Annotated in this window: 11 protein-coding genes; all 11 read left to right on the forward strand. The window is 41.8% G+C overall.

What is annotated here, in order from left to right; translation table 11 throughout:
• Nucleotides 1-192 precede the first annotated feature (192 nt).
• The 11 genes from lonB to cobA all read left to right on the forward strand — a co-directional run bounded on the left by lonB (nt 193) and on the right by cobA (nt 13,009).
• The gene (gene lonB / locus UB51_RS02155; protein WP_044875872.1) at nt 193-1,923 is read left to right on the forward strand and encodes an ATP-dependent protease LonB; all 1,731 of its coding nucleotides are present in this window, start codon (nt 193-195) and stop codon (nt 1,921-1,923) included.
• A gap of 86 nt (nt 1,924-2,009) precedes the next feature.
• On the forward strand, nt 2,010-4,346 hold the full coding sequence (gene lon / locus UB51_RS02160) for an endopeptidase La (RefSeq protein ID WP_044875873.1): 2,337 nt from the start codon (nt 2,010-2,012) through the stop codon (nt 4,344-4,346).
• Nucleotides 4,347-4,361: 15 nt separating this feature from the next.
• Nucleotides 4,362-4,985: a ribosome biogenesis GTP-binding protein YihA/YsxC gene (gene yihA, locus UB51_RS02165; protein WP_044875874.1), complete on the forward strand. Its 624-nt coding sequence runs from the start codon at nt 4,362-4,364 to the stop codon at nt 4,983-4,985.
• 217 nt (nt 4,986-5,202) lie between these two features.
• Complete coding sequence (locus UB51_RS02170) at nt 5,203-5,790, forward strand: hypothetical protein (RefSeq protein WP_044875875.1); 588 nt, start codon at nt 5,203-5,205, stop codon at nt 5,788-5,790.
• A 341-nt stretch (nt 5,791-6,131) separates the two neighbouring features.
• The gene (gene speD / locus UB51_RS02175) at nt 6,132-6,533 is read left to right on the forward strand and encodes an adenosylmethionine decarboxylase (RefSeq protein WP_044875876.1); all 402 of its coding nucleotides are present in this window, start codon (nt 6,132-6,134) and stop codon (nt 6,531-6,533) included.
• A gap of 169 nt (nt 6,534-6,702) precedes the next feature.
• On the forward strand, nt 6,703-7,227 hold the full coding sequence (locus UB51_RS02180) for a hypothetical protein (protein WP_044875877.1): 525 nt from the start codon (nt 6,703-6,705) through the stop codon (nt 7,225-7,227).
• Nucleotides 7,228-7,498: 271 nt separating this feature from the next.
• The gene (gene hemA, locus UB51_RS02185) at nt 7,499-8,902 is read left to right on the forward strand and encodes a glutamyl-tRNA reductase (RefSeq protein WP_044875878.1); all 1,404 of its coding nucleotides are present in this window, start codon (nt 7,499-7,501) and stop codon (nt 8,900-8,902) included.
• 14 nt (nt 8,903-8,916) lie between these two features.
• The gene (gene ccsA / locus UB51_RS02190; RefSeq protein ID WP_044875879.1) at nt 8,917-9,726 is read left to right on the forward strand and encodes a cytochrome c biogenesis protein CcsA; all 810 of its coding nucleotides are present in this window, start codon (nt 8,917-8,919) and stop codon (nt 9,724-9,726) included.
• 112 nt (nt 9,727-9,838) lie between these two features.
• The gene (locus UB51_RS02195; RefSeq protein ID WP_044875880.1) at nt 9,839-10,486 is read left to right on the forward strand and encodes a precorrin-2 dehydrogenase/sirohydrochlorin ferrochelatase family protein; all 648 of its coding nucleotides are present in this window, start codon (nt 9,839-9,841) and stop codon (nt 10,484-10,486) included.
• Nucleotides 10,487-10,490: 4 nt separating this feature from the next.
• Nucleotides 10,491-11,447, forward strand: a complete 957-nt coding sequence (hemC, locus tag UB51_RS02200; RefSeq protein WP_044875881.1) for a hydroxymethylbilane synthase — start codon at nt 10,491-10,493, stop codon at nt 11,445-11,447.
• Nucleotides 11,448-11,452: 5 nt separating this feature from the next.
• On the forward strand, nt 11,453-13,009 hold the full coding sequence (gene cobA, locus UB51_RS02205) for a uroporphyrinogen-III C-methyltransferase (RefSeq protein ID WP_044875882.1): 1,557 nt from the start codon (nt 11,453-11,455) through the stop codon (nt 13,007-13,009).
• Nucleotides 13,010-13,108: the final 99 nt, after the last annotated feature.

Consider the following 13,108-nt stretch of genomic DNA (forward strand, 5'->3'; position numbering starts at 1 on the left):
GTCTCTCAGAACATCTAACTTTCGCCTACAAAAAAAACAAATGGGGTGCCCTATAAAGGACCGAGCCATTTTTTCTTGTTTCTAGTGAACCTCTTACCGAAATTCGTGAGAACTGCGTTTATGGGATACGGAAAAGGCAATACTATGAAGTATTAGCCAAAAAGAGGCAATGAATAAAAGGGAGGGTTTACGATGAATTTAAGTATGATTTTTATGTTAATTCAATTGTTTTTTGGTGTCGTTATCGGCATTTATTTCTGGAATTTACTTCGTGGCCAGAAGACGAACCGTACCGCTGTTGATCGAGAGTCTCGTAAGGAGTTAGATAAGCTCCGTAAGCTCCGTTCTATATCATTAACCAAGCCACTGGCGGAGATGACTCGTCCACAAACATTACAAGATATTGTAGGACAAAAGGATGGTCTGAGGGCTTTAAAGGCAGCACTATGCAGTGCTAATCCTCAGCATGTGATTATATACGGCCCTCCAGGTGTAGGGAAAACAGCGGCCGCACGTGTTGTGTTGCAGGAAGCAAAGAAGAATGCCAACTCTCCTTTTAAGAGCGAGGCTAAATTTACAGAGATAGATGCTACGACAGCAAGGTTCGATGAACGAGGGATCGCGGATCCTTTAATTGGTTCAGTGCATGATCCTATATATCAAGGAGCAGGCTCGATGGGAGTTGCGGGTATCCCTCAGCCTAAACCCGGTGCAGTTACCAAAGCACATGGTGGAATTCTGTTCATTGATGAGATTGGTGAATTACATTCTATTCAAATGAATAAACTGTTAAAGGTTCTAGAAGATCGCAAAGTTTTATTGGAAAGTGCGTATTACAACTCGGAGGACAGTAACACACCTGCGTATATTCATGATATTTTTCAAAATGGACTACCTGCTGACTTTCGGCTTGTTGGAGCGACTACACGTTCTCCACAAGAAATATCACCCGCTCTCCGTTCGCGTTGTATGGAAATATTCTTTCGTCCGCTGCTCCCAGAGGAGATAGGCAGGATCACAGAGGATGCTATTCTGAAGATTGGATTAGAGCCTTGTCCTGGAGCGGTTGAGGTGGTAAAACAATATGCGACGAATGGAAGAGAAGCCGTTAACATTATTCAACTTGCTGCGGGTATGGCATTAACGGAGAATAGAAATACGCTGATGGCGGCTGATGTAGAGTGGGTGGCTAACAGCAGTCAGCTACAGCCTCGACCAGAGCGGACCATTCATCCACATCCACAGATTGGTGTCGTTAATGGATTAGCCGTGTATGGTCCTAATATGGGTACACTACTTGAGATTGAAGTATCAGCGATACCTGCTTCTGTCAAAGGACAAGGTAAATTTAATATAACAGGTGTGGTTGAAGAAGAAGAGATAGGTTCTGGAGCTAGAACGATTCGTCGTAAGAGCATGGCTAGAGGATCTATAGAAAATGTTCTAACGGTTCTGCGATTAATGGGTCTTGATACGGCAGACTACGAGCTTCATATTAATTTTCCAGGAGGCACCCCTATTGATGGACCTTCTGCAGGTATTGCTATGGCGACAGCTATCGTATCGGCAGTTAAGGGGATCCCTGTGGATAATAGGATTGCTATGACAGGTGAGATTAGTATTCACAGTAAAGTAAAGCCTATTGGTGGTGTCATTGCTAAAGTAGAGGCAGCGTTTCAGGCTGGAGCAACGACGGTCATCATCCCTAAGGAGAATTGGCAATCTATTTTTGCGGACTTAGAGGGTTTATGTGTCATTCCAGTGGAATCCGTACAAGAAGTATTTCATCACGTATTCGGCAAGGACCTCGCAAACAATTTGCAGGAAACACTTGTATCCGATGTCTATACGGATATGCCTTCTGCTTTCTTGCACGCTAAACCGGTTCGACCCGGTCAAGTTACGGATGCAGGGAATTACTGAGCGCCGTAGTGCATTGGTGTTTTATAGTTTCTTTTGTTAAAATAAAACAATGTCATAACCTGAGAGCAACTGGAGGTGCGAAAGCGATGGGGGCTAGTAAACCTAAAGGTCGTCGTTTTCCTTTACTGCCTTTGAGAGGACTTCTTGTTTACCCAAGTATGGTGTTACACCTGGATGTGGGTCGCGAGAAATCAGTCAAGGCTTTGGAAAAAGCAATGGTGGAAGATAGTTTGATTCTCCTTTGTTCTCAATCTGAAGTGAACATTGAAGAACCAACACAAGAAGATATATTTAGGATAGGTACAGTAGCAAATGTAAGACAGATGTTGAAACTGCCGAATGGGACGATTCGAGTACTTGTGGAAGGAATGGAACGGGCTGAAATTCTTCATTATACAGACAATGAGGAATATTACGAAGTAGTGGCCATGGAACTTCCTGAGCAGGAGACAGATGATCCTGAGGTAGACGCATTAATGCGCACAGTACTTACCCAATTCGAACATTATATTAATTTGTCTAAGAAAGTTACACCAGAGACATTGGCGGCGGTATCAGATATTGAGGAACCGGGTCGCTTATCTGATGTTATTACGAGCCATCTGGCTTTGAAGATTAAGGAAAAACAAGAGATTCTAGAGACAGTTGATGTCCGTAAACGACTGGAGAAGCTACTAGATATTCTTAATAATGAACGTGAAGTGCTGGAATTAGAACGTAAAATAAGCCAACGGGTTAAGAAGCAGATGGAGAAGACCCAGAAGGAATATTATCTACGGGAGCAAATGAAGGCTATTCAGAAAGAACTTGGTGAAAAGGAAGGCAGAGCTGGTGAAGTAGATGAACTTCGAGAGCAAATGGATAGTCAAGAGCTACCGGAGAAAGTCAAAGAAAAGCTCGAGAAGGAAATTGATCGTCTGGAAAAAATGCCAACAAGTTCAGCCGAAGGTGGCGTGATCCGCAATTATGTGGATTGGTTATTAAGTTTACCTTGGTCGAACAAGACAGAGGATGATCTTGATATTAAGAAGGCAGAAGACGTGTTGGACGAAGATCATTACGGCCTTGAGAAACCTAAGGAACGAGTGCTTGAATACTTAGCAGTACAGAAACTTGTTAAGAAAATGAAGGGCCCTATTCTATGCTTGGTCGGTCCTCCAGGAGTCGGAAAAACGTCACTGGCTAGATCTATAGCAAGATCATTAGATCGTAAGTTTGTGCGAATTTCGCTTGGTGGTGTACGTGATGAAGCGGAGATTCGTGGGCATCGTAGAACCTACGTAGGAGCAATGCCAGGGCGTATTATTCAAGGAATGAAATCGGCAGGGACACTAAATCCTGTGTTTTTACTGGATGAAATTGATAAAATGGCGTCTGATTTCCGAGGTGACCCTTCTTCAGCATTGCTTGAAGTGCTTGATCCAGAACAGAACAACACATTTAGTGATCATTTCATTGAAACGCCTTTTGACTTATCTCAAGTCATGTTTATTACCACTGCAAATGCCATCCATAATATTCCACGTCCTTTATTGGACCGGATGGAAATTCTTAATATTGCTGGTTATACGGAGCTCGAGAAGTTGCAAATTGCGAAGCGATATTTACTACCTAAGCAACTAAGCGGTCATGGACTTGAGCCTGAGCAATTACAAGTAAATGAAGAGGCTCTACTTGTAGTTATACGTGAATACACACGGGAGTCTGGAGTTCGGAATTTGGAACAACAGATTGCTGCACTGTGCCGTAAAGCGGCTAAGAAAATTGTTTCCAATGAACAATTGAACATTATGATCGAACCTGATATGATAAAGGATTATTTGGGGATCGCTAGATTCCGTCATGGTATTGCAGATTTGGAAGATCAGATTGGTACAGTGACTGGCCTTGCTTGGACAGAGGTGGGTGGAGAAACACTCATGATTGAAGTGACAGTTGTCCCAGGTACAGGCAAACTAATTTTGACAGGACAATTGGGTGATGTCATGAAGGAGTCTGCACAGGCAGCATTTAGTTACATACGTACTAAAGCTGATGATTTGGGTATTGCTACTGATTTCCATGAGAAGAATGATATTCATATCCATATTCCTGAAGGGGCCATACCTAAGGATGGTCCGTCCGCTGGAATTACGATTGCGACAGCGTTAGTTTCTGCTTTGACGAAGAGAGCTGTATCTAAAGACGTGGCCATGACAGGTGAAATAACATTGCGCGGACGTGTATTGCCTATTGGCGGACTGAAGGAAAAGTCTCTTGCTGCTCACCGAGCAGGTTACAAGAAGATACTCCTTCCTAAGGATAATGAACGGGATTTACGTGATATTCCTGATAGCATAAAGAATGAAGTGGAATTTGTTCCTGTAGCTCATATGGATCAAGTATTGCAACATGCGCTTGTGGAACAAACGAAAGTGCAATAGAGAGGAAATATAACTATGAAAGTAACTAAATCCGAGTTTGTGATTAGTGCGGTTAGCCCTGATCAATACCCGGAGGACGCCTTGCCAGAGATTGCTCTGGCAGGGCGTTCCAATGTGGGTAAGTCATCCTTAATCAACAAAATGATTAATCGTAAAAATCTAGCGCGTACAAGCTCTACACCAGGTAAAACGCAACAATTAAACTATTATCGTATTAATGATGAAGTATATTTCGTGGATTTCCCGGGTTATGGATTCGCTAAAGTATCCAAAGTGCAGAGACTAGCTTGGGGTGCAATGATTGAAAAGTATCTACTAGAGCGCGAACCGTTAAAGCTACTCTTATTAGTTGTGGATTTGCGTCACCCGCCCTCTAAGGATGACGTTATCATGTATGACTGGGTATCGCATTATGATCTTCCCATATGTGTCGTAGCTACCAAAGCGGATAAAATTCCACGAAGTCGTTGGGCGAAGCAAATTAAGCAGATGAAAGAATGTTTAAGTCTGCGTGTGGATCATCCTCTAGTATTGTTTTCATCTGACACAGGATTGGGTAAAGATGAATTGTGGAGCATTATTCTATCGCACACAAATAGCAAAGATGAAGATGAAGAGGAATTGGATGCTGAAGTGTGAGCCATCTCTATTTTTTCGATGCATGATGTAGCATTTCAACGTTTTACAGGCAGGAAAGTGAGCATCCTATAAGAATTTTGCTATACAATCCAGATTAATCCGGTATTTTATGAAATATGGTGGAAAATCATCGGTTTGTTAACGAGAAATGATTTTGATTTGTGCTGTATAATAATACTTAAGATTAGGATTGTTAAAAAGAATTGGGGAGATTTTTATGGCTCAGCGGTTAGCCACAGAATATGTAAAAGCCACTGTACAGTTAACAGAACTTCAAATGAAACAATTTCTGCATTCTGCGGAAAGCTACCATGTACATTCTTTGGTGAAAGTGATAGGTAGTGGAGAACAAGAAATTGTACTCGAAGACGTGAATGGGGAGGAAGTTCATTTACCTATTGTATGTAAGGATGGCGTATACGTCTGTGAGTTATCATGCCGCTTGGTGAACCCTCGATTGACGAATGCGGTGCGTAAACTTTTCGTTACTTTCAAAGGGGACGGAATGGTGAACCGTATTTATCAAGGATTCACAATGATGTATTATTATGAACAAGGCTCAGTCAGAAGAATTTCTGAAATTACACCTAAGGGTTCTCGCTTGGTATATGAATATAAGAACACGGTAAGTGATTTGGAACAGTTATATCAATGCACTAAAGTAGAGAACGAGATATCGCTATTATACAGAGATATTAACTTTTGGCTAGACCAACGCAACAAAGCTGTGAGCAATGAAGATATGACTAACATAGACGAAATGCTACGATTGCATAGTAATAAGTTGTTTATTTTAGAAGCATAAGCTGTTCTAAATCAAAGGAACTCTTTTCTGTCATAGAGAAGGGTTCCTTTTTTATAGGCTCAATTGTAATCAGTGGAAATCCTTTCTGAAAGTATAAGTTTTGCCCCTGAATTTTTAGTATAAGCAGTATAAATTAATTAAATTTTAGAAATTCCAAAAAAAGTATTGCATTTCATATCGATAGATGTTATTTTTAATCTCGTTGAAAAGAATAAATAGGAACCAGGATTCACTCAGGACATTATGTTACGAGAGATTTATCCCTCGAGAAGTGAATGACGTAGGTCCTAGCGGATGAAATTTTTCAAACATTTTATTCCTAGGAAGGGGGAAACCGAGAGATGGAAGAATACTCAACTTTCGGAAGACACGTTGCTGTAGATACTTGGGGAGTCGATTTCCGACTACTGAACAATGCTGAATTTTTACAATCTCAAATGGTGGAAGCCGCGGAAGCATGCGGAGCAACGGTGATGTCCGTACAATCCAAGCAATTTGAACCACAAGGCGCTACTGTGCTAGTGTTGTTGTCAGAAAGTCACTTATCGATTCATACTTACCCTGAAAGAGGTTTTGCAGCAATTGATTGTTACACCTGCGGCGAAACAGTAGATCCACAATTAGCTGTTGATTATCTAGTATCAGTGCTTAAACCTGACAAAACTTATGCTAAGAAACTTGTTCGTGGCTTAGGAGAAATTACTGTAGAAACTCCAGTAATGAAACAAGCAGAACTCGTATAACAACGTAATTTTTTATATACAATAACCATGGAGAAGTCCATGGTTATTTGTTTTTTTACACTCCCATACACTGTTATAGATAGAATGAACTAAAGACGAGGTGTAAACTTTAATTCATTCTATATAGATAGCTGTACTAATGCTATGAATGTAACAGGGGGCGTGGAAATTGAGTAGAAGAAAAGGTAAAGATAGGTTGTTTTTATGTGTACTTATCGTGTTAGTCGCGTTTGTAGTATATGAGGGTTACCGAATGGTCAGACCCACTGCGACGCAAGAAGATGCAGGTAAGATGCTCTTTGAAGTCACTTATTTCCAAATGGAAGTGCTGAACACTTCACTAATGGATGCACTTCAGGTCAGTTATACTGAGGATCTCAACGCTTTAAAGCTTGCAGCGTATTCGGCTCATTATAGTCATGAACGGATGGTTAGGACTTACGGTAAGGGTCACTTACAATCCTTATCTGCGCTGGAACAATTGCTCGATAGGATCACGAAATGGCAGATCGGTGGTAATCGTCCACTTACAGACAGTGAACGTGATCTGCTAACGCAATACAGCACAAACTTCGCAGAACTGCTCCCAGTATATAGTTTACTTCTAGATCACAACGATAGAATAGCATCCTCTCAAGCAGATCATATAAAGCAGATAGATGAAAATTTAGATAGTCTTCTCTCAGGGTCATAACGTGGTATACTAATTGTAGTTCCAACCAAGACTAAGGGTATGTCTATTTGGGTTCATAAACATGTCATAAAATCGACAGGTTACGTTTAGTGATTGTGATATAGTTAACATATAGATTTTATGAATGATGATTTATTTGAAATGTTTGAAAGTATAAACTTTCATATTTCATCGGTAAACGATGGTTGCCCTTATAGGACGTCGAAGTCGTTTATCCTTGTCCAAACATCATACTCGGATATTTATCATAATTAAGGCAGGTGACATCGTAATGCACATCGTTGTTGTAGGGTTGAATTATCGCACGGCACCTGTTGAAGTGAGGGAACGATTTAGTTTCGCTGATAAGGACTTGCCGGAAGCACTGCACCAATTGAAGCTGACCAAGAGCGTGTTGGAAGGAGTCATTGTTGCAACCTGCAACCGTACAGAAATTTATGTGGTCGTAGATCGGCTTCACATGTGTGGCTATTTTATACGTAGCTTCATGGAGCAATGGTTTGGCATTCCGCGCGAAGAGTTTACTCAACATCTATATATTTATGAAGATAAACAAGCGATTTCCCATCTTTTTCGGGTAACTTGTAGCTTGGACTCCATGGTTATTGGAGAGACACAAATTTTGGGTCAGGTTCGTAATGCTTTTATAGAAGCTCAAGTCAACAAGGCCACGGCTTCTTGGTTTAATATGCTGTTCAAACAAGCGGTTACTTTAGGAAAACGAGCGCATTCCGAAACTTCTATTGGAGAGAGTGCTGTGTCAGTTAGTTATGCAGCGGTAGAATTAGGTAAGCGTATTTTTGGTATGTTCACGGATAAGAAAGTGCTTATTCTGGGAGCAGGGAAGATGAGTGAGCTTACGGTGAAGCATTTGTATGCTAATGGAGCAGACGAAGTCATCGTCGCGAATCGAACACTTTCACGGGCTAACGAGCTCGCGCAGAAATTTAATGGTACTCCGTGTACGATTGAGAAGGCTATCGAACGTTTGCATGAGGTTGATATTATCATAAGTTCCACCGGGGCCGAGGAATATGTTCTTAAGGCATCACAGGTTAGAGAGAGCATGAAGAGTCGTCAAGCTCGTCCACTTTTCCTTATTGATATTGCAGTACCTCGAGATATAGATCCAGCGATTGGGGATCAACCTAATGTATTTTTATATGATATTGATGATTTGGAAGGCATTGTAGAGAGCAATCTTGAAATGCGGCGTACCGAATCTGCCAAAATAGAAGTCATGATCAAGGAAGAAATGGACGTGTTCTATCATTGGTTGAAGACATTAGGCGTTAGACCCGCCATTCGCGCCTTGCAGGAAAAGTCTTCCATGATTCATGAAGAAACAATGGAGAGTTTGTTCAATAAGCTACCAGAACTGGATGACCATCAGCGTAAAGTGATTCGACGCTTAACGAAGAGTGTCGTGAATCAGATGATGCATGATCCGATTAACCGAATCAAGGAATTGACAGGCGGTAATCAAGGAAATGAAGCACTGGATTTCTTTACTCAAATATTTGCTCTTGAAGATCAGATGGGTGATGGGTCAGAAGGTCAGAATGACAAGGAACTCAAAGAATCTAAACGCGAAGTGTCAAGTATAGGGAGTAAGTATTCAGAGGTGATCTCTCCCCTCACCTACAATAAGTCGTTGACGCCAGCAGGTCTGTAAGGACGGTGAGAGGCATGATACTACTTAGTGGAATTTATGATGCAGGTATTTATATTTATGCCCTGAGCCTTCTGTTTTTTTTCTTAGATTGCATACGACGCAATCTGAGTGCCAAGCGGATGGGCACAGGGCTTCTTATCGTTGTATGGCTAATCCAATCGGTTACGCTTGGTATGAGTAGTTGGCAGGAAGGTAGGCTGCCGTTGTTTACTGTTTATGATTTTTTGTTTATATTTTCTTTTAGTTTAGTCACTTCATCACTTTGTATGAGCTTTTTTAGACGGGCAGAGTTTGCCGTATTATTACTTAGTGTTATTGGGTTTTGTGTGATGGTACTCAGTCAATGGTACCCTGTAAGTGATAGTCTGCTACCGAGTTGGGAAGCGGTACACGGATTATTAATATTTCACATTGTTCTTGCTAATCTAAGTTTTGCAGCATTTACGGTAGCAGCTGTATTCGCTACAATGTATTTATTTCTACACAGGAAGCTCAAATACAAAAAGTGGAATGATACGGTAAGACGCTTGCCGAGTCTTGAGATGATGGATAAATACTCCTATTATGGCATGCTAGCAGGGACGCCGATCCTGAGTGTCTCGCTCCTTGTAGCTGTGGTGTCCATTATTGCTGAAGGTCGATTTATTTTATTTCTTGATTTAAAAGTATTATCGACATTTGTAGGTTTAAGTATATTTATATATTATTTTATTAAGAGAAGTTCTAAACAGAACTCTGGGACAACGATGGCAAAATGGGCATTAATTGGGTACGCTTTTATTATGTTTAATTTTTTGTTTAACTTGGGGTCTAATTTTCACTGATGGATAGATTGAACTAAAGTTTGCGCCCACAAGTTCAATTATTTCTAAAGAAAATAAGAATATGAGGGTTTGTTTTTAGTTCAATCTATATGGATGGGAGCGTGACCCAATAATGGCTACTTATTTGCCTATTATGCTGGATTGTGAAGATCGGCTTTGTCTCATTGTGGGGGGAGGAACAGTCGCTGAACGCAAGGCGATCCGTCTCCTTGATGCTAAGGCCAAAGTGACGATTATCAGCTCTGAGCTCACAAAGAAATTGTTAGAGCTTTACGAGAGCGGGAAGATCCATTGGATACGTAGAAACTTTGAGTCTGATGACACAGATGGATATTCGCTAGTTCATGCTACTACACACAACGAAAGAGTAAACGTAGAGATCGCAAAGGAAGCTAGCGATAAAGGAATTCCAGTGAATGTAGCAAGTGATTCTGCTGCAAGCACATTCATGAATCCAGCCGTAATAAAGCGCGGGCGGCTTACAATTGCTGTATCAACGGAAGGAGCAGGGCCGGCAGCAGCCGTTCATATCTGTTCCCTTCTAGAGGAACAATTCGGAGAAGAATATGAAACCTATCTTGATTTCCTATATAGCCTACGTACAGAAATTAAACGAGCAGTAGCATCTCCTGCACAAAGACATAAGCTCTTAAAGAAATTGATTCAATGTCATATTCTTGATGATATACAGCATGGGAGATATGTGGAATGGAGTCAGGCAGATATACAAACATGGATTGAGAATAATGAGGAGGAATAGTGTCATGCGGACCATTGTAGTGGGTAGTAGACAAAGTGCGCTAGCGTTAACGCAAACAGGACAAGTCATTCATGATTTAGAGAAGCTGTGTGCTACGCATGGGTTTCATTTTGATTTTGAGGTTAAAAGAATAGTGACCAAAGGTGATCTTATTCTGGATGTGACACTTTCAAAAATTGGTGGTAAAGGGTTGTTCGTTAAGGAAATCGAGCAGGCGATGCTTGATCGAGAGATTGATATAGCCGTACATAGTATGAAGGATATGCCTTCAGAGTTGCCGGAAGGTTTAATCAACGGTGCTGTTCCCCGCCGTGCGGATAGTCGTGATTGCTTCATATCTCGTGAAGGTCTGAGTCTAGAAGATCTTCCACAAGGTGCAAAGGTGGGAACAAGTAGTTTGCGCAGGTCTAGCCAGCTTAAAGCATACCGCCCAGATCTACAGTTAGAGCCTATACGTGGAAATATTGATTCACGGCTACGAAAGCTAGAGAGTGGCGAATTCGATGCGATTATACTGGCAGCAGCGGGACTCTATCGTATGGGATGGGAAGATCGGATGACGTCTTACATTTCAGTAGAGGATTGTCTTCCAGCAGTAGGTCAAGGCGCGTTAGGCATTGAGTGCAGAGAAGACGATGTGGAGCTACGTAAGCTTCTTGCCCTATATAACGATGAGTTGACTTCACTGACAGTAGCGGCAGAACGTAAATTTCTAAGTGTGCTAAATGGCGGATGTCAAGTCCCTATTGGAGCTCATGCAACATGGGTTCAAAGTGTATCAGATCACTCACAAGGTGCAGCAAACACGATACAATTGACAGGGATGGTGGGATCGCCAGATGGAGACCTCATTCTGAAAGAAACACTACTTGGAGATGATCCTGAGAAATTGGGTCAAGCTGTAGCAGACAAGCTAATATCTCAGGGAGCAGAGAAGATATTGGCACAGGTGAGGGGCTGATTTAGATGGTAGGGAAAGTATATTTGGTAGGTGCGGGGCCTGGAGATGCAAGATTGATCACGGTCAAAGGATTGCAATGTATCAAGAAGGCAGATGTAGTTGTCTACGATCGTCTTGCTAATCCTCAATTGTTGAAGTCAATGAAATTAGGCGCAGAAAAAGTATATGTGGGTAAGCTTTCAGATCGTCATACCATGAAGCAAGAAGAGATTAATCAGTTGTTGGTTGACTTAGCATTAGAGGGAAAGATTGTTACTAGACTTAAGGGTGGAGATCCTACGATCTTCGGGCGTGTAGGTGAGGAAGCGGATCTACTTCGAAAGAATGGTATTTTTTATGAGATCATTCCTGGGATCACCTCAGCTATCAGTGTTCCGGCCTACGCAGGGATTCCAGTCACTCATCGAGACATGGCTTCTTCAGTATCTATTATCACAGGACATGAAAGTCAAGATAAGCTAGATCAGTCTATTCATTGGGATAAACTTACGAATGCAACGGGAACACTAATTTTTATGATGGGTGTGGCTAAGATTGGGTACATTAGTCAGCAATTGATCGCTCATGGTAGACCAGCTACGACACCGGTGGCACTCGTACGATGGGGTACACGTGCAGAGCAGGAGACACTTATAGGTACTCTTTCGGACATTGAAGAGAAGGTGTTAGCTGCTGATTTCAAGCCACCAGCTGTTATTGTTGTTGGAGATGTTGTATTGCAACGTGAGCAGCTCATGTGGGCAGAATTCCTTCCTCTGTTTGGTAAAAGAATTCTTGTTACTCGGTCCCGTTCTCAGGCGAGTGAACTCGTGAGTATGATTGAAGAACTGGGTGGGGAGCCGTACGAATTCCCTGTTATTGAGATCGTTAAATCTACAGATCCTCAAGATATATTAGGCATAGAGAATGCTTTCTCGCAATTGGATCAATACGATTGGATCTTCTTCACGAGCACCAACGGTGTAGATTTCTTCTTTCAACACTTGATGGAACAGCAATGTGATGTTCGTGCGTTACATCGAGCGAGAGTGGTTGCCGTTGGTCCTGCAACTGCTGAATCTCTTAAATCGAGAGGAATCATTCCAGAATCACTTCCTGAACGCTTTCAGGCTGAGGGGATGGTGGAGATGTTAACCCATCGATTAGAGGCTGGGCAGAGGGTGCTCCTACCTAGAGGAAATAGAGGGCGTACGTGGCTACCAGAGAAGCTCACAGAAATGGGGCTCGAAGTAACGGAAGCAGTGACCTACCAGACGGTTATCAGTGGTGAAGATGATGATGAGTTGCTGAGGATGTTTGAGGAACGCAGAATACATGCGGTAACCTTTACAAGTTCTTCTACAGTGACGTATTTGTTGGAGATTATGAAGAGGATGGGAATTGAAGATCCATTACAGCAACTCGAAGGTATCGAAACGGCATGTATTGGAGAAATTACAGCTCGGACGGCTAAGGAAGCAGGTCTCTCTGTTGGAATGATTGCAGAGGAAGCGACGCTTAGCAGTTTAGTTCAAGCTTTGTGCCGCTGGAACAACAATACGCATGCTTACGCTAACTTTTAATCATAAGTTAGCATTTTTGAGCTAGTTTTGAATTCATACAACAAGGAAATGAAGCAACAATAGATGTCTTTACAGGCATGAATATTTAGGAGGCTATAA

The sequence above is a fragment of the Paenibacillus sp. IHBB 10380 genome (genome assembly GCF_000949425.1).
GTDB lineage: Bacteria > Bacillota > Bacilli > Paenibacillales > Paenibacillaceae > Paenibacillus_AQ.